Origin of the sequence: Streptacidiphilus jiangxiensis (assembly GCF_900109465.1) — a bacterium.
Taxonomy (GTDB): domain Bacteria; phylum Actinomycetota; class Actinomycetes; order Streptomycetales; family Streptomycetaceae; genus Streptacidiphilus; species Streptacidiphilus jiangxiensis.
This window is the reverse complement of the sequence record NZ_FOAZ01000055.1, coordinates 1-16,960: the sequence shown is the minus strand read 5'-3', so window position 1 is coordinate 16,960 and position 16,960 is coordinate 1. Positions and strand designations below refer to the sequence as shown.

The window sequence follows — 16,960 nt, the reverse complement described above, 5'->3', positions numbered from 1 at the left end:
CGCCCGCGGGCGAGCGTCCGGGACTGCCCGATGATCGCCTCGAGCGCAGCGGCGAAGGCGGTTCCGGCCAGCTCGTCATCCGGCCTCGGGTCGAACGGCTCTTCCCACCCGTGCACCAGCGCCGGCAGCCACCCTTCAGCGAGCGCCCGCAGGGCTGCCTCGCGGGTGCTCGTCGACGCGTCCCGTGCGGCGGCCTTGGCCTGGGTGCGGCGGTGGGCCGCCAGCTCGCGCCGCCACAGGATTCCGGCGCCGATGGCGGCTGCACCGGACACGGTCGTGGCGATCTCGGCGATCAGCATCGGCCGGCCCACCAATCCGCCGACGGCGCGGTGTGCACTGCGGTGCGCGATGCCGCGGTCACGGCGGCCAGCGCGCCGGGAGCTTCGTCTATCAGCATCGTGGGCTGTCCCAGGGATTGAAGGAGCGCGGTCATGGATCCGCTGCCGCCGAAGGTCGGGGGTCGCCCCCGGCGGCAGCGGTGTCACAACCGTTGCCGTGAATCGGCGGCACCACTAGGCCGCGGGGTGGCCACCTGGTAGCCACCTCGCTGGCGCGCACCCTGGCAGCGCCCTGTCTAATGCGGCATTCATGACGGTTTGTCATCCCAGCCCGCGTGCCCGTCAGCGAACGAGGTGGCTACCAGGTGGCCACTCCGCGGCCTAGTGGTGCCACGCTGCGATGGGTCACCGTGGGCTTGGGGCGGCTACGGCCCCCGCCGCAGGGAGCACCACAGCGCGAGGAGGCGACGATGCCCCCCACCAAAGACGTCCCCGGCCTGGTCGATGAGCATGGGCTCGGCTGCCTGACCCGCTCGCGACGGATCCGCTTCAAGGCCCATGACCAACCGCCCGCGGTGGCTCGTCAGGCTGTGCGGTCGGTATTCGGCCGGCGGATGCCCGAGCTCGTCGGCGACGTCGAGCTGGTCACAAACGAGCTTGTCACCAACGCCGACACCCACGGCGGCGGACTGGCGGGCCTCGTCCTCCGGCTCTACGAGCGGGGAGCCGCTGTGGTGGTAGAGGACCGGAGCGGCAGTGTCGAGAAGATCATGGACAACTTGTCGGCCGAGTCCGACGCGGAGGAGCAGCGCGTGGATGCGCTACAGCTGGCGGAAGGCGGCCGCGGCCTCTTCCTGGTCGACGCCTACGCCGCTGGATGGGGGGTGGAGACGGCCCCGTCCCAGGACTGTTCGGGCGTGTCCGTAGTGGCCGTCTTCGCGCTGGGAGCCGCATCCTGATGAGCCTTCAGGTGACGCCCAGGTTGCTCGCCACCGGTCTGGCTGTTCATCCGCTGGGGGTCGGTTGCCGGGCTATCGGGGATACGCCCCGCGGCCACGCGGTGACCTCCGACAGGCAGTGGCTGGACGGCATGCGCAGGGCGGTCGAGCGCGGGGCGACGCTCTTCGACACCGCCGACACCTACGGCGATGGCCACGCCGAGCGGCTTCTCGGCAAGGTCCTGCGAGAGTCCCGCAGGCAGGGCCTGAATCTGCAGGTCAGCAGCAAGATCGGGCATCGTGGGTCCGCGCCGCACCCCTATGCCGGTCCGCATATGAAACACCAGCTCGAACAGAGCCTGGACAACCTCGGCGTCGACCGCATCGACCTGTACGTGCTGCCGACCTTCGACTTCGGCGACAACGACCGGTACTTGGGCGGCGCGATCCAACAGATGCGGACCCTCCAGGAGCTCGGTTACATCGGAGCCGTCGGCCTTCGCGGGCCTCACGCCGAGCAGGCCGGGGACGGCGGAACCTCGGGCCGGTTCCTGCAGCTCTTCCGGCTCATCGAGCCCGACGTGGTGCTCGCCGACTTCAACGCGCTCACCCCGCTGATCGACCTCGACGAGGACGAGGACCTGTTCGCCTTCGCCGCACGCCACGGCACCGGCGTGCTGATCACCACTCCCTTCGCCGGCGGCTTCCTTACCGGCCGACCCGACCGGGCACCGTCGGCGCCCAGATCGAAGGGAGGCGAGATCCTGCACCGCCTGATGGACCCGCTGCGCCAGCGCCTGGGGGACCGGCCAGGCCTGCTGGCCATGGCCGCGCTGCGCTACTGCCTCAGCCGGGGCCCGCACACCGCGGTCCTGGCCGGCTTCGGCACGCCCGACCACGTCGCCACGAACTTCGACTGCCTCGACCTCGCCTTGGACGCCGAGGACCTCGACCTGATAGCGGGCATCTACGCCCAGCTGCGCTGCGAACTGGCGGTCCGGACGGGGGAAGCCACCGTCGGCGCACCCGTCTGACTCCTGACCGGGCAGGCCGGCGGCTACACCAGCGGGACCCGGTGGCGGACGGTCCACCGGTAGGCGGACCGCTCCCGGCGCAGCTCCACCAGGTCGACAGCCTCGACGGTCACGGCCACAGGCGCGAGGTGCCGCAGAGCACCGACGGCGGCGACGACGGGCCGGGCGTCGCGGTCCACCGGGTTGTAGGCGATGCCGAGGTGAGGCCTGAACCCGGCGGTGCCGCTGCCGCCCGGTACGCCGAGTTCCCGGCCGGCCTGAGCGAGCTGCGCGTGGAGGGCGACCAAGCCGGTCCACGGAGTCACCGAGAAGCGCACGGCTCCCCGTGACCCGGCCAGGGGATGGGCCAGGAGCGGCAGTCGGGGGAGGGCGATCGCGGCGACCTTTTCGGCCAGGGTGTCGACGGTCGCTGGCGCCACCGCGGAGGCGTCACCGATTCGTAGGAGGGTCAGGTGCAGCCCGTCGGCCGGGACCGGGTCGAGGCCGAGGTCCGTCAGTGCGCGCTGGCACTGGGTCGCGCGGTCGACCAGCGCCCGGTCCCTGTCGAAGGTCGCCATCCAGTAGAGCCGCCGGGTCCGGTCCGACCAGCCTGGTCGGGCCCAGTGGTCCTTCATGCGCCCCACGGCGTCGAATGCCTGCTGGTCGGTGCGGACGATGGCGGCGGCGGCGTCGAGATCGCCGGGTGGGTCGACGGGGAAGGACCGGCTGTCGGTCGCCAGCAGGGACAATGCGTGCTCACCCATCCGTTCACGACTCGTCCGGCGGACTGCCGGCGCTGGCGAGCGGCAGCGCCGCCGGCCGGGCCCGCCACGCCCGCAGTTCCTCGGCATAGTCCCCTACCGCGGGCTCGGAGCGCCACCGGCCGGCCTCCCGGTACAGCTCCACTCCGCGCTGCAGGACCGAGGTGATCGGCGGTGCCGTCCCGGACCGCAGGGCGGTTCGTCCCATGTGCATGGCGTGCTCGACTTCGGGGCTCTGCTGCCGCAGCAGCGCCGTGGCGACGTCCAGGCCCACCAGCGCCCGGCTCCACCCGGAGTCGGACTCCTCGATCAGGGGGTCGATCTCCTCGGCGTAGCGCAGCACCTGCGGCGCGGCCCCGAGCGAGAGGTACGCGGTGACGACGTTGGCCACCGTCCGGGCGCGCGAGTACGGCTCGAAGGAGATGCACGCCGTCAACCCGTCGGGTACGTGCTGAGCTTCCGTCAGCGCCAGGGCCTGCCCGATCGCCCGCTCGGTCTCCGCCCGGCGGTCCATCCGGGCCAGAGCACGGGCGCGCCCGTTGGCCAGCAGCCGGATCGCCTGCGGATGGTCCGGGGCCAGGGCGACCCCGGCCGCTGCCGCCTCGTCGGCGTCCCGGTACCTCCCTTGGTAGTACAGCCCGAGGGATTGGGTGCCCCGGGCCCACATCTGCAGCTCGACGTCGTGGATGTCCTTGGCAAGGAGGAGCGCCTCCTCGCAGTAGGCGTGGGCGGCGTCCGGGCGCGCGGCGTTGACGGCCATGTAGCCCAGCAGGCCGGCCACCTGGCTGGTGAGCCGGAACAGCTCGGCGCGCCGCGACGGCGGCTGCTGGCCGTCGAGCAGGGTGTGGAGCATCGTGCGCAGCAGCTTCGCCTCGCCAGCGAGCTGGTGGGGCCCCAGCGCCTCGTACCGTTCCACGATGCTGAGGATCGCCGTCCGCGCCATGTCCACGAGCGAGGTGTCGGCGTTGGAGGTGGTCAGGCGCCGGGCCCTGTCCAGCACGGCCAAGGGGTCGTCCAGATCGAGCACAGGAGGCGACGCCAACGCGCCGGCCGGGACGGGAGCGGGCAGCGGGCCGCCGAGACTGTCGGGGTCGACGACCTCGAAGAGCCGGTCGACGGACATCCTGAACATGTAGGACAGGACGATCCCCGGCCGGATGGTGGGCGTGCCCTTCAGGCCGACGGTCATCCACCGGGTGTAGCTGCGCCGGCTGACGAGGACGCTCTCGAGCCGACGGTCACCGGTCTGCTCCGCCGCGACGCGCGCGAAGTGGGCGAACTGCAGATTGAACCGCTCGAAGGTGTCCCAGCCCATCTCCTGAGCCAGTACCTTCAGCCGGGGAACGAGTTCTCCCACCGCTGCTCTCCCCCTTCTTCTAGCTGTTGCCCGGCTCGCCGCGGGCGGGCTCGGGAGAGGTGCCGCCTTGCAACGCCTGGAGTGTCTCGGCGAAGGCGGCGGTCAGCGCCTCGACCACGGCCTTGCCCTTCTCCGGAGTCCCGAGCGAGGGACGGCCGACGACGCCGGTGGGCGTGTAGGCCCCGAGTCCGTGAATCAGCATGTGGGGCCGGTCGGCCACGTGGTCGGCCTGCGGGTAGCTGTCGCGGACGAGCTCGGGCCACAGGTACAGCAGGACGGAGGTCTCGATCTCGCCGGCGTGCATGTCCTCGTGCCCCGTGCTGACCAGCTCGGCGGCGGCCCGGGCGTGCTCCCAGTCCTCCCGTCGGGGGAAGAGCGCCATGCGCGGCCCGGTGGTGTTCGCCTCCTGGACGATGTTGGCCAACACGTAGTTGCCCCCGTGGCCGTTGACCACCACCAGCTGGTCCACGCCGGACTCCTGGAGCGAGGCGGCGACGTCGGTTATCACCATGGTCAGTGTCTGGGAGCGGATGCTGACGGTTCCGGGCCACCCGGCGTGCTCGTGGGAGCAGGCGATGGTGATCGGAGGGAGCAGCAGCAGCCCGTAGGCGCGCGCCAGGGCCTCGCTGATGCCGCAGGCCATGAGCGTGTCGGTGGACAGGGGGAGGTGGCTGCCGTGCTGCTCGAAGGAGCCGACGGGGAGCACCGCTACCTTCGCCGCGCGGCTCCGCTCGTCAGTGGTGGTGGCGGTCGGGAGAGGGAAGTTCATAGTCACATTCTGGGGATGAGAGCGAGTGAGGACCGGAACGTCCGCAGTTCCGGCTGCTGCTGATCGGCCTGCCCGGCCAGCAGGCCCAGCTGGCGCAGGCCGCGGTGGACACGGCTGGAGCTGACCGTCGCGTTCGCGGTCAGCACCTCGCTCCCGAGCGCCCCAGCCTCGGCGAGCCGACCGGTCTTGAGGTAGCTGACGGCCAACCAGACTTGCGCGAGGAGCTCGTCCTGCCGGAAGCCTGTCGGCCACGTCCCGAGCATCGGCTGCAAGGTCGAAACGGCCAGCGCGTACTCGCCCAGCAGCATCTGGCAGCTGGCCTCGTGCGCCTGGACGTAGGCGGCGACACAGTGCCGGCCGATGGTCGACGGGTCGTCCAGGCCTTCGGTCATATCGGCGAGGTCGACCAGCTTCGTCGCCTCGGCGATCGCGGACCGGCTTCCCCGTCCGTCGCCCGCGAGCGCGTGGGCCTGCGCTTGGCGGACCGCGCACAGCGCCCGGTCCCGGGGGTTGTCACCGGCGGACCGCCATGCCTGGCCAGCCAGGGAGAGCGCGCTGTCGACCTCGTGGCGTTCGACGGCCCGCTGCGCCTGCCGCATCTTGATGTAGGACTCCAGCTGGGTGTCCCCGGCTTCCTGAGCCAGCTGCAGCGCGCGGTCGAGCCAGTACCCGGCGTCCGGGCCGTCCATCGTGTTCTCGGCCGTCCAGCTGGCGAACTCTGCCCAGCGTGCCTCGACCGCGAGCAGGCCTGCGGCCAGCCGGCCGCCGGCCAACTCGCGGAACCGGCCGATCACCGACATCTCGTGCACCGCGGACTGGTGGAGCTGGCTCGGCCCGAAGGCGTTGTGGGTCGTTGCCAGGATCTGCAGCATCCCCGTCCAGTGCGGGACAAGGGCCGGATCGACGAACCGCGCCCCCGCAGGGTCCGCCACCTGCGCTGCCGGCTCGGCCGCCGGAGCTATCACGGCAGGCTGCGTGTTGTTCCGGAAGAGCTCCTCCGCCGGAAGGCCGAGGAGGTGCTCCAGCACCAGGCACGTCTCGGCGCCCGGGAGGCCCTTCATGTCTCCGGCCATCCAGCGCGTGAAGCTGCGGTGAGAGACGGAGACGGAAGCGATTCGGTGGTCCCGCTTCAGCTCGGCCGTCTCCTCGGCCGCACGACCGAAATGTAAGGCGAATGCCTCGTAGGTCCAGCGCTTCGCCTTCACTCGGCGGCGGAACTCGTTCACCCGCGCGCTCCCACAGCTCCAGCGGAGATCCCCGAGCGGCAACCAACCGGCGCTCCTGCCGCCGTCACCCCTAAGAAGACGATGCTCACCGAGGTCCCTTCGGATCGTGGGGGTCCGTGTCCGGCCGCTGGCCCCACCGTCGGAGTGACCGTCAGTCTGCCGTGCCAGTACGCATGGTGACTTGGCCAGAATGCCGCTTGCCAGGGCGCCCGTGCAAGCAGTTCGAGCACAACGGGCAATCACCGAACAGCTGAAGGTGTGCTGCCCTGAAGACCGAAAAGCCCGAGCGGCGGCGAACTTCAACGGGCCGCTGGCGGGATCTAAGGACCGCACGTGCGCCCCGTGGGCGGGTGGCCGCGGTGCGCGGACCGCAGCCGGCCCTCTTCGGAGGGCAGCTGAGTGAGCCGACCAGGGACGCTCCAACGGCCGGTCCGGGTCGTCAGTCGAGCTACGCCGGGCCGCCTGCGTAGGCGTCGCCCGGGTAGAGCTCGGGCTGGTCGGGGTCGATGCCCCACACCGCGCACCGGTCCACGGGAAGGACCATGAAGGCGAGGTTCGGGTCCTGGTGGTAGGCGGCCCACCGGTCGCTCCAGGCGTTCGCGGCCCGCCGGGTCCGCTCGCGGCGCACGATGCCGCGCTCCAGGTCGTGGACGAGCCAGTCCCGGTGCCCGGCCGCGGCCCGCCACGCCCTGTGCAGCCGCAGCAGCGCCAGCCGCACGACCGTCCTCGGCGTCACGGACTCCGGGTCCAGGCACACGGCGTAGGTCTCCACCCGGCGCACCATACCGGAGCCGGCGCGGTCGCTTCGCTCAGCGGACTGGGTGCTCGGCCCGTCGTCCGTGCCCGGGACCTACCGCGCGGCCAGCAGGCACACCCCGAGCGTGCCAGCGATCATGAAAGGTCCGAAAGCGATCTTGGCCTTGGCCGACGCCCGTCGAAGGGCAAGCAGGCCGACGCCGTACAGGGCGCCCAGGAAGAAGCCGAGGAGCAGCCCGGGGATCAGGTACAGCCAGCCGAACCAGGCGAGCGCGGCTCCGAGTACCGGGGCGAGCTTGACGTCGCCCAGGCCGAGGTTCGAGACCAGCGCCACCAGGAGGTAGAAGAGGCCCAGGACCAGAGCCCCGCCCAGCGCGCGGAGGAACGCGCCGCCGTGGTCCTCCGCCGCGGCGGCGACACCGAGCAAGACGGCCAAGCCCAGGCCGGTGGGCAGGGTGAGCCGGTCGGGGAGAACGTGCTCGGTCCAGTCGGCCAGCGCGAGCGCCACACCGCAGGCCGAGAGCCACAGCAGCGCGGCCGCGGTCCACGAGACGCCCGCGGCCGCGACCACCAGCCCCCACAGCACCACGGTGAGCACCTCGGGGAGCAGCGCCGGTGCGCCGAGCCGCTCGGAGCACGAGTGGCAGCGGCCCAGGGAGGTGCGCAGCGCCGTGGAGGTGATCGGCGTGTCGCAGTGCGGGCACAGGGTCCGCGGCGGCTGGCCGGTGGGCACGGTGAAGGCGAGCGCGGCGCGGCGGGCCGCTGCGCCGGCCAGCAGGCCGAGCAGAACAGCCACGGATACCGCGAAGGCCATGGGCATGTCGAGGCTCCTGTCCGAGATTCGCTGCTCCGAGCACCCGGAAGTGGGCCCGATGGACGGAACTGTAGCTCCTGGCCTCCGGGCGTCCGGATGTCGGACCACTCGGGGCTAGGTGAGATGGCCAGGTCAGGGCTGGTGTGCGGGAGGGAGGGGGGTGATTAATCGAAAACTCGTATCCATACACTGATCCACGACGTACCGTTCAGAATTCGTCACCACCGGCGGTCACACCAGGCCGGACGGCGCCATCTATGGAGGGCGACAGGCGCCGCGCGCGCACGCACGGATCACAGGGAGGACAGGGAGCTCATGGAGCCCACCTCAGGGGGACTGGACCACCGCACCGAGCCGCTGGAACCCACCGCCCCGCCCGACAGCGACACCGAGTCCACCGCCCGCACCCCTCACCGGGGGGAGAAGGCGTTGCTCGGTGCCATCGTCGCCGGCTCCGCCGCGATCGCGGGCATCGGCTTCACCGGGAGCTACGCCGCGGTGCGCCACCTGGCCGTGGAGAAGGGCTTCTCCTGGTTCTCCTACGCCTTCCCGATCGGCGTGGACGTCGGGATCGCGGTCATCCTCGCCCTGGACGTCTACCTCACCTGGAAGCGGATGGCGTTCTGGCCCCTGCGCATGATCGCCTGGGTGCTGACCGCCGCCACCGTCGCCTTCAACGCCTCGATCAGCTGGCCCGACCCCGTGGGCACGACGATGCACGGCGTCATCCCGCTGCTCTTCGTGATCGTGGTGGAAGCCGCCCGCCACGTCGTGCGCCGCTCCGCCGAGCTCGCCGACGACCACAGCATGGACTCGATCCGTTGGTGGCGCTGGGTCCTCTCGCCCGTGGGAACCTTCCGGCTCTGGCGGCGGATGAAGCTGTGGGAGATCCGCTCGTACGAGCAGATCGTCCACCTCGAGCGCGCCCGGGTCATGTACCGCAAGGACCTGCGGCGCGCCTACGGCTGGAAGTGGCGGACGCAGGCACCGCTGGAAGCGCTGCGTCCGCTGCGCCTGGCCGGCTACGGCATCGGGACCCCGACCCTGCTCCAGGCCCTGGCCGACAACCCGCACTGGACCCTCGAACGTGCCGCCGATCCGGGCGCGGAGCAGCCGACCGCGGCGGTGGCCGCCGCTGCCGGGCCCGCCGAGCTGGGGGCCGTGCAGCCGGAGGCGGTGGCCCCGGCGGAGTCAGCCGAGGAGCAACTGGACGATCCGTCCACGCCGCAGGACCCGCCCGCTGCCCTCGACGAGGCGCTGGCGGCCATCGCCGAATTTCGTGCCCTCATGTCCCAGATGACCCCGCCCCCAGCAGCACCTCAGCCCGAGCAGGTCGGTGTGCCCGAGCCGGCGGCGCTGTCCGCTGCAGCGCCCGCTGTCCCCGCCCAGCCGTGGTGGCAGACCGCGGCGGCGGATGGCCACCACACTCAGCAGCCAGCCCCGGCGGCGCAGCAGCCGGCCTTCGCGCCCGCCCCGGCGAGCCTCCCGGCTCCGCCGTCGCCGCAGCCCGCTCCGCCCGAGCACGGCTACCCGGCCGTGCCCCTGCCGTTGGCCGCCGAGGTGGCGCCGACCATCGGCAGCACCCCGGTGGAACCCCCCGCCGTGGAGGAGCAGCCCGCTGCCGTCGCCCCGCCCGAGGAGCCGGTCGAGGACCCCAGCGCCCAGGACGACTCCGCCGACGGACGGGCGCTGAAGAAGAAGGATCGCGCGCGACTGGTCTATGTGGAGCACCAGCAGGCCGGCCGGGAACTGACCCGGGGGCAGCTGGCCGAGCTGGCGGGCTACGCGCACGAGGGCAGCGCCCGCACCGTCTACAACGAGCTGCTGTCGGAGCTCGGCCCGATCGTGGTCCAGGTCGCCGATCCGCAGCTGCCGGTGGAGCTCGCCTCCGTGGGCGCGTCCGCGTAGCCGCGACCGTAGTGGAGCCGCGGCCGCACGGAGAGGGGCGGCCGCGGTCAACTCGTCCTGGTTGTCGTAACGCTGGTCCATGATGTTCCCGGGGCCGATCCGGGCCTTTGAACGAGAGGCGACCTGAACATGCCGATCTTTGGCCGGCCAGCTGCGGCCGTCGTGGACCCCGCTCTGGCGCGGGATGTCCAGAAGACGGTGCACCGGATCGCCCGCCAGCACGCACAGCTGCTCCGAGACCCCGAGGCGCCGGTGCCCCGCGCCGCCGCGGTGGACCTAGCCGAGTTGCGCCGGGGGTTGAAGGTCGCAGCGTTCGTGGGGATCGGCGGGCTCGTCATCCTCCCGCTGGAGTTCTGGCTGACCGGAGTTCTGCAGCAGCACGCCGGCGGTGGTCCCGCGCCCTCTCGCTCGCTCCTGACCCTGATCTTCGTCGTGGTCTACGCCTCCGCCGCAGCAGCCAGCCTGTTGCGGGCGTGGCTCTGGGCCCGGGTACCCGGCGGCCGCGAAGCGGTCGCCCGCGACCTGGCCGCTGCCCGAGGTCACTACCTGCTGCGTGGTGAGGACCTGCCCCTGGAGGCATGGGAGCTGGTGATCAAGGCGCAGCAGGCGCTGAGCCTGGTCCAGGCATCCACGTGGCTGGTCTCGCCGGTCGATTCCCCCGACCTGACCCGACTCGGCCAAGGGGTCTGGGCCATGGCCCGCTCGATGGCCGGTGGCGGCGGGGCAGCTGCTGGTCGTACCTTCGTCGCGGCGATCGAGGAGTACGAGAAGCGGATCAACGAGGCCAACGAGATCCAGACGCAGGAGCTCGAATCGGGCCGTCGTTCGGACGCCCGCTCCCTCCCGCTCGCCCGCGCGGTCGAGCGGGCTCACAGCGCCGGAGCACACGCACTGGCGATGGCTCCGGCGTGAAGCCACGCCCCAAAAAGCCAACTGGGGGTCCGGCAGATGCCGGACCCCCAGTTCTCGTAGCGGGGACAGGATTTGAACCTGCGACCTCTGGGTTATGAGCCCAGCGAGCTACCGAGCTGCTCCACCCCGCGTCGGTAGCTCTCATCCTAGCGGCCCCGCATTAGGTGGTCCGACCATTTCCGGGTCCGCCCCTACCCGTGCCGCGCCGCAGATGCGGTCACGGGTTCACGAGCGGGCGGCACCGTAGCCGGACACAGCGAGGGGCATGGTGCCGAGGATCAGGCACAGGCTCCGCGGGTAGCGGTCCCGGGCTTGTGCGAGGCGGCAGCAGCAAGGCCCACCGGCCGGCCCCGGCGGTGGAGGAGCGCACCGGGGCGTCAGGCCGGGCGCCCGGAGGAGCCGTCCCGGAGCGCGTTGGTGAAGGCGGGCGCGAGCGCCCGGATGCGCGCCTCGGGGATGTCGGCGGCCAGCGCCTGGACGGCCATGTCCACCCCGCGGGAGCCGGGGCGCCCGAACAGGTCGGCCAGCAGGTCCAGGCCCTCCTTGGCGATCGCCCCGACGCGCTCGCTGGAGCGCAGCCGTTCGGCGTCCGCGGCGGCCTGGCTGGCCCGGGTGCCCATGAACAGGCGCAGCACGTCGCCGGCGTCCTTGTTGGTGAGCCGGTCCGGGCGGCGGGCCTCGTCGGCGAGCCGGTCGCTGATCTTGAACGCCTTGGCGACCAGCAGGGCGACGGTCCCGGCGACGTTGACCGTGACCTTCCGCTGGTCGGCGGTCTCCAGGGAGGTGATCGTCAGCGGGGAGCGGTCCTCGACCGCGACCTCGAGTCCGCGGATCCAGCGCGCGCTCATCGTGTCATGCGGGGGGATCTTCGCGCTGCGCCGGCCGCGGTCCACGAGGGTCTCGGGCACCAGCAGGTCGAGCTCCACCAGGACGCTGCGCTCCCCGATCTGCTCGGTGCGCCCCCACAGGCCGGGCTGGCTGGCCTGCAGCAGCTCGAAGCCGCTTCCGCGCAGGGCCTCGTCGAGCAGCGGCCGGTCGGGCAGCCGCGCGGGGTCCAGGGTCAGGTCGCCGTCGGAGGTGAACGCCGCGGACCTCACGGCGGCGTCGGGGGTCCGCAGGTACACCGCCTGGGCGCCGACCACCGTGATGGCGTCGCGGTGCTCGCGCAGCGCCTCCAGGCCGTCGAGCAGGACCCGCCGGGCGACCACCGTCAGCTGCTCGGGGTCGACTCCCTCGGGGACCTTCGCCATCGTGCCGCTCCGTACCTGGGTGACAATCGTGCTGAACCGGATCTTACGGGCGGGCCCCGCCGGGCAGCGCGGCGATTGCGGGGATGCGCCACTCGTGTTCGTTGTCGGCCATGTACGACAGAACCGCTTCGCCTTCGGCCGGCATCCGGCCCGGGCCGGACAGGCAGTCGAGGACGAGCTGGCTGAGCGCCACCTGCCGCAGTCCGTCCGCCGAGCGGGTGCGCGCGAAGACGATGTCGTCGTGGGCGCGCAGCAGCAGGACGTCGGCGCCCTGGTCCGCCGGCAGCAGGCCGAGCCGCTCGCCGAGGTCGTAGGGGCCGCGGTGAGTCGGCGGCACGTAGAGCATCACCTGGCCGCCCACGGCCAGCGGCGCGATCTGCCGCGCGGCGTAGGAGCCGGTCAGGGCGATCTGCTCGCCCTCCCGCTGGAGCTGGCGCACCGCCTCCAGCAGCGGGCCGGGGCCGTTCGGGGCGATCATGCCGACGTGCGGGTTGTGGTGCAGGAGGTTCAGCTGCTCGGCCCGGGTGCGCAGCAGGCCCTTCCAGTCGACGTCGACGACCGCGCGGCCCTCGCGCCGGATCAGCAGCAGGTCCTCCATGGCGTCGAGCACCTTGGACACGTACCCCCTGGTGATCCCGGGGACGGCCGCGGTCAGGTCCGCGGCCTGGTAGGGCGGCGCGACGTCGGCGAGCAGGCGCACCAGCTGCCCCGCGCGGGGGCCGGCGAGCTTCGGCCGGGCCGGGGCTGTCGCCGCGGCGGCGCGCGGGGCCCGCTGGGGGCTGTCGGCGAGGATCACCACGGCCGGGCGCGGGATGCGCAGCGAGACGTTCCCCAGGAGGTCGAGGTAGGCGATGTTGTGCTCGCGCAGCTCGGCCTTCGTCCGTTCGGTGAGCGCCTCGGTGATCACCAGCGGCTGGGAGAAGCTCTGGAGCTTGCGCATCAGCGCCGCCTTCGGCGCCAGCTGCTCCCGGACGGCGCGGGGGGTGAGCGAGGTCTTCGCGTCGACCAGGAGCTGCGCGAAGGTGCTGTCCCCGGAGGTCTTCAGCTGGACGACGACGTCGGCGCCGCTGTCGTCCTGTGCGCCCTCGGGCGTGGGCTGGACCTCCAGCTCCCAGGTGGGGCCGAGGAGGCCGCGCAGGACGTCCAGGCCCTTGTCCAGCAGCGTCGCGTCACGAGGTGAACCGGTTTCCATAGCCCAAGGTTCGCACGAAAGAGGAAAAGTTTCTAGAATCACGATGTTTCCAGTCGTTGGAAACATCGCTGTTGTGGAGCAGTATCCGATCTGTGCCAGTTTCCATCTCCTGGAAACATGGCTGATCAGGCTACTGGCCGCCGGTGGGGCGGCGCGCGTCCCGGACGGCGCCCTGGAGGGCCCGCAGCAGCGCCCGGTCGGCTTCCTCGGCTCTGGCCAGGACGTTCCACTGGTGCACGTCGTCGACCAGCCCCTCGATCTGCTGGTCGAGCCGCTGGCGCAGCAGGCCGGGGCTGAGGGCTTCGACCTCGACCGCGGTGTCCGGGGCGATGCCCTCGCGCAGGCACTCCTCGCGGTAGCGGGCGTAGTTCACGTCGCGGACGTTGACCTGGTGGCTGGTGAGCTGGCCGGCGCGGACGTCATGCGCGGTGATGGCGATCTGCCGGAAGTCCAGGTCGAGCGTGCCGTCGCCGTAGCGGTCCATGCGCTCGACCACGGAGCGGGGTACGCACCTCCCGGTGGGGTCCCAGTCCCCGACGTAGATCACGGTGACCGGCTTGGCCTGCCGGGCGTACTCCTGGGCCGCCTCGTGGACGAAGGTCTTGGAGGACTGGCCGCGGCAGGAGAACAGGCCCACTCCCCAGGCCCGGGTGATCGGCTGGAGCACGCCGCCGACGGAGTCGCTCTCGCACCAGACCTCGACCCGGCGCCGCTGGGACGCCCACAGGTTGCGCCGGTAGCTCTCGGTGTTGCGCCGCATGGCGTCGTCGAGGGAGTCGTACTGGGTCTCCTGCCGGACCATGCGGGTGCCGTCGGTGATCCACTCCCAGGGCAGCCTGCCGCTCTCCCGCAGCAGGCCCAGCTCCCGGACGACGACGGAGTAGTGCCGCCGGGAGGCACCGGTGTCCTTCCCCCACAGGACCCCGACACCCAGGTAGTAGACGTGCCGGACGCTGCACGGCTGCGCCGCCTCGGTGATCTCGCAGATCGCGGCTCGCAAGGCCTCCACCTGCGCCTTGGTGCGGCGGGCCCGCTTTACGGAGCTGGCGCTGTAATCCGGCACACCCCCAGTGAACGCCCTCGGGCCGGGCGGTCACCAGGCACCGGCCCGACGCGGCCGGCGAGCCGGGCGCAGCGCCGGGCCGAAGGTGTCACGCGGAGGCGGTGCGCCGCCCCTTCAGCAGCGTCTCCAGCAGCTCCACGGTCTCCTCCTCCGGGTCGACGCCCAGCTGCTCGTTCAGCTCGTTGAGCCGGCGCGCCGCCCGGCTCAGGCCCTCCCGGTCGCCCGAGGCGGCGTGGATCTCGAAGAGGGAGCGGTACAGCCGCTCGCTCTCCGGGACGGCCTCCAGTCCCCGGGCGGCGGACAGCGCGGCCGCCCGGTAGTCCCGCTCGGCCAGACGCCGCTGTGCGAGCTCGTCCGCGACGTCCTCGATCGTGGAGACCATCTCCTCGACCCAGGCCCCGTTCCAGGTGTACTTGTTCGGGAGGATGCCGGCGAAGGGCCGGCCGTGGACCAGGGCGAGCGCCTTGGCCAGCGCGATGTCCGCGTCCAGGCCGCTGCTGTGGAACCCGGCCCGGTACAACTCCTGGAACTGCACCCAGTCGCATGTCACGGCCGGGTCCAGCCCGTACTCGTCCCCGGTGATGAGCGGCAGGTACGGGTTCCCGTCCGGATCGTCGCCCAGCCACCGCCGGGTGCGCGACATCAAGGTGTTGCGAGCCTGGCTGTCGACCCGGACGTCCTCTCCCCACATCGCCGCGTCGAACTCCACCCGGCTGCTGCCGGGATGAAGGGCGAGCCAGGCCGCCACCTCGGTGAGCTGGCGGCGGCGCACCTCCTGCTTGGTGCTGAGCAGCCCGAACACCTCGACCCGGCCGAGCACCCGGATGTAGGGCGCCTCAGGCGCGATGTCGCGCGCGGTGAGCGCCGCCAGGACCGCGGAGGCGTCGTGCAGCCGGTGGCTGACCCGCGCGTCGGTGCCGCCCGGAGCCGGGACCGGGCTCGCCGCCCGGGCGGGCAGCGGCTGCGCCGCAGGCCCGGCGTCGCCTTCAGTCGCGTTCGCGGCCGCGGCCACGGGCTCCTCCTCGGCGGCACCCGGCCCGTCCTCGGACTCCTCGGCGTCGGCCTGCTCGGCGTAGCGCGCGATCAGGACGTCCAGGTCCACGTCTTCCTCCTCGACCCACTCCTCGGCGTCATCGTCGCCCTCGGCCAGGCCGAAGACGTCCTCTTCGGGGTCGGCGTCCTCCTCGTCCTCACCCTCGTCCTCGGGCTCGACGTTGTCCGGTGCGGCGCCGCCTGCGGATTGCTCGGGTGCCTTGCCGCGGCCGGCGTCGGCGGCCGCCAGCTGCTGCTCGTCCTCCTCGGCGACCAGGTCGAGGTCCTGCGGCTCGTCCGCTCCAGCGTCCGGGGCCGGTGCGGCGGGGAGCGGGTCGGAGGCGGCCTTGGTCAGCGCGACCGGCAGGGTGATCGAGCCGGGCAGCGCGGACGGCCCGGCTGTGGCCGGCGCGGTCGTGGCGGAGTAGGTGACCTGGGTGGCCAGCGCGGAGCTGGCTCCGGCCGTGACCGGCTCCCTCTCGAAGGCGTCCTCGTCGTCGGCGGGCAGCGCCGTGTTCCGGGGGGCCGGGACGGCGGCCTCGGAGCGGGTCCAGGCCGGTGCGGGGAGGGTGTCGCGCCGCTCGGCGGTGGCCAGGACGTCCACCAGGCGCCGGTACGCCTCCGCTTCGATGCGCTGGAGGACGACGGTGAACGGCAGGCCGTCGATCTCGACCTCGAGTCCCGCCTCGGCCGGAATCCGCCAGCTGGTCTCCACCGGCAGGTCGGTGCGGCTGCCGGCGACGACGCCGATCGAGGTCCTCGGCTCCGCGGCGAGGAGGTCCACCAGCTGCTGGGCCTGCGCCGGGGCGGGCTCGGCGGTGCTGATCAGGATGTGGGGTGTCCACGCGTCGCCGGAGCCCGGGTCGCTGACGCGGGCGGCCCGCAGCGAGGAGTGCCCGCCGGCGTCGAGGGCCCGGCGCTGGAAGGCGTCCCGGGAGGCCAGCGTGGTCAGGGCCTCGGGCAGCGTCTCGTAGAAGTCCGAGTGCGCGGGGTAGAGCTCGGCGAGCTCCTCGCCGACGCCCGCGAGCAGTAGCATCCGGTCGTCGGCGATCTTGCTGTTGGCGAGCTCGACGGTGAAGGCCCGCATCACCGCGAGCACGTCGTCGTCACTGCCATCCAGCGCCAGCAGCCCCATGGTCTCCAGGTCGACCAGCACCGGGTCGCCCGCCGGGGTGTGCCCCAGGCTGACCAGGGTCGGGTACGGCGCCGGAACGCGCCCGGCCTCCTCCGCGGAAACCAGCGCGGTGTTGCGGGTGGAGGAGGCGCAGCGCCACAGCGCCGGGTCGTCCTCGGCGGCGGTGAACGGCGCGATCGGCTCCGCGGGCTGCGCCAGGTACAGCTCGATCGCGTCGCCGGTGACGCGCACCGCTTCGAGCTGGGGCAGCTCCCGGTGCTGCTCGGCGGCGCGGGCGGCCATCGAGCGAAGCGAGCGGTCGAGCAGCGCCAGGCCGCCGGGGTTGGTGGTGGCGCGCAGCTGCCGCTCCAGGCCTGCGGACTCGCCGACGGGCATCGGGATGCGGCGGGTGGGCTTGCGCCGGCGCTGCTGCAGCCGACGGCGGAAGCCGATGCTGGCCAGCACCCCGGCGGCCAGGATCGCGCCGCCGGCGGCGAGGTTGCGCGCCGTGTCGCTGCTGTCGGCGACCTCGGTCTGCTCCGGCTGCGCCGTGGGGTGCTGGGCGGGCGTCGTGGCC

At 72.5% G+C, this 16,960-nt stretch carries 15 protein-coding genes and 1 tRNA gene; 4 read left to right on the top strand and 12 right to left on the bottom strand.

Going from position 1 to position 16,960, the window contains the following annotated elements; translation table 11 throughout:
* The coding region (locus tag BMY61_RS42585; RefSeq protein WP_143094819.1) for a hypothetical protein at window positions 1-299 on the bottom strand (299 nt) is incomplete at its 3' end.
* 449 nt (window positions 300-748) lie between these two features.
* On the opposite strand from BMY61_RS42585, the gene BMY61_RS42580 reads away from it, so the two are divergent.
* Together BMY61_RS42580 and BMY61_RS42575 are read left to right on the top strand one after the other, a co-directional pair.
* Window positions 749-1,237, top strand: coding sequence for an ATP-binding protein (locus tag BMY61_RS42580; protein ID WP_042449535.1), 489 nt, complete (start codon window positions 749-751; stop codon window positions 1,235-1,237).
* The gene (locus BMY61_RS42575; protein WP_342342566.1) at window positions 1,156-2,250 is read left to right on the top strand and encodes an aldo/keto reductase; all 1,095 of its coding nucleotides are present in this window, start codon (window positions 1,156-1,158) and stop codon (window positions 2,248-2,250) included. Before BMY61_RS42580 ends, BMY61_RS42575 begins: the two co-directional genes overlap by 82 nt.
* 23 nt (window positions 2,251-2,273) lie before the next feature.
* Here the strand turns inward: BMY61_RS42575 and BMY61_RS42570 are convergent, their stop codons facing one another.
* The 6 genes from BMY61_RS42570 to BMY61_RS42545 all read right to left on the bottom strand — a co-directional run bounded on the left by BMY61_RS42570 (window position 2,274) and on the right by BMY61_RS42545 (window position 7,918).
* Window positions 2,274-2,993 carry a 2'-5' RNA ligase family protein gene (locus BMY61_RS42570; protein ID WP_042449531.1) on the bottom strand — a complete coding sequence of 240 codons (720 nt, stop codon included), beginning with the start codon at window positions 2,991-2,993 and terminating at the stop codon, window positions 2,274-2,276.
* A gap of 4 nt (window positions 2,994-2,997) precedes the next feature.
* On the bottom strand, window positions 2,998-4,347 hold the full coding sequence (locus BMY61_RS42565) for an NsdA family TPR-like regulatory protein (RefSeq protein ID WP_236656066.1): 1,350 nt from the start codon (window positions 4,345-4,347) through the stop codon (window positions 2,998-3,000).
* A gap of 19 nt (window positions 4,348-4,366) precedes the next feature.
* Window positions 4,367-5,116: a creatininase family protein gene (locus tag BMY61_RS42560; protein WP_042449527.1), complete on the bottom strand. Its 750-nt coding sequence runs from the start codon at window positions 5,114-5,116 to the stop codon at window positions 4,367-4,369.
* Window positions 5,117-5,118: 2 nt separating this feature from the next.
* Complete coding sequence (locus tag BMY61_RS42555; RefSeq protein ID WP_052438812.1) at window positions 5,119-6,342, bottom strand: NsdA family TPR-like regulatory protein; 1,224 nt, start codon at window positions 6,340-6,342, stop codon at window positions 5,119-5,121.
* Between the two features lie 448 nt (window positions 6,343-6,790).
* Entirely contained in the window at window positions 6,791-7,114 is a 324-nt protein-coding gene (locus BMY61_RS42550; protein ID WP_143094818.1) for a hypothetical protein, read from the bottom strand.
* 78 nt (window positions 7,115-7,192) lie between these two features.
* Window positions 7,193-7,918: a prepilin peptidase gene (locus BMY61_RS42545; protein WP_052438811.1), complete on the bottom strand. Its 726-nt coding sequence runs from the start codon at window positions 7,916-7,918 to the stop codon at window positions 7,193-7,195.
* A gap of 309 nt (window positions 7,919-8,227) precedes the next feature.
* Between BMY61_RS42545 and BMY61_RS42540 the strand changes: the two genes are divergently transcribed.
* Together BMY61_RS42540 and BMY61_RS42535 are read left to right on the top strand one after the other, a co-directional pair.
* Window positions 8,228-9,820 (top strand): DUF2637 domain-containing protein, encoded by a 1,593-nt coding sequence (locus BMY61_RS42540; RefSeq protein ID WP_052438810.1) that lies wholly within the window; start codon window positions 8,228-8,230, stop codon window positions 9,818-9,820.
* Window positions 9,821-9,949: 129 nt separating this feature from the next.
* Window positions 9,950-10,732, top strand: coding sequence for a hypothetical protein (locus tag BMY61_RS42535; protein WP_075004292.1), 783 nt, complete (start codon window positions 9,950-9,952; stop codon window positions 10,730-10,732).
* A 57-nt stretch (window positions 10,733-10,789) separates the two neighbouring features.
* Here the strand turns inward: BMY61_RS42535 and BMY61_RS42530 are convergent.
* From BMY61_RS42530 to BMY61_RS46900, 5 genes are all read right to left on the bottom strand, one after another.
* Window positions 10,790-10,863: transfer RNA gene (locus tag BMY61_RS42530), tRNA-Met, on the bottom strand.
* A 246-nt stretch (window positions 10,864-11,109) separates the two neighbouring features.
* Window positions 11,110-11,982: a hypothetical protein gene (locus tag BMY61_RS42525; protein WP_042449514.1), complete on the bottom strand. Its 873-nt coding sequence runs from the start codon at window positions 11,980-11,982 to the stop codon at window positions 11,110-11,112.
* Window positions 11,983-12,025: 43 nt separating this feature from the next.
* On the bottom strand, window positions 12,026-13,174 hold the full coding sequence (locus tag BMY61_RS42520; protein ID WP_236656065.1) for a hypothetical protein: 1,149 nt from the start codon (window positions 13,172-13,174) through the stop codon (window positions 12,026-12,028).
* 130 nt (window positions 13,175-13,304) lie between these two features.
* Window positions 13,305-14,237, bottom strand: a complete 933-nt coding sequence (locus BMY61_RS42515; protein ID WP_143094817.1) for a hypothetical protein — start codon at window positions 14,235-14,237, stop codon at window positions 13,305-13,307.
* Window positions 14,238-14,325: 88 nt separating this feature from the next.
* A partial coding sequence (locus BMY61_RS46900) for an AfsR/SARP family transcriptional regulator (protein WP_075004291.1) occupies window positions 14,326-16,960 on the bottom strand: 2,635 nt, incomplete at its 5' end.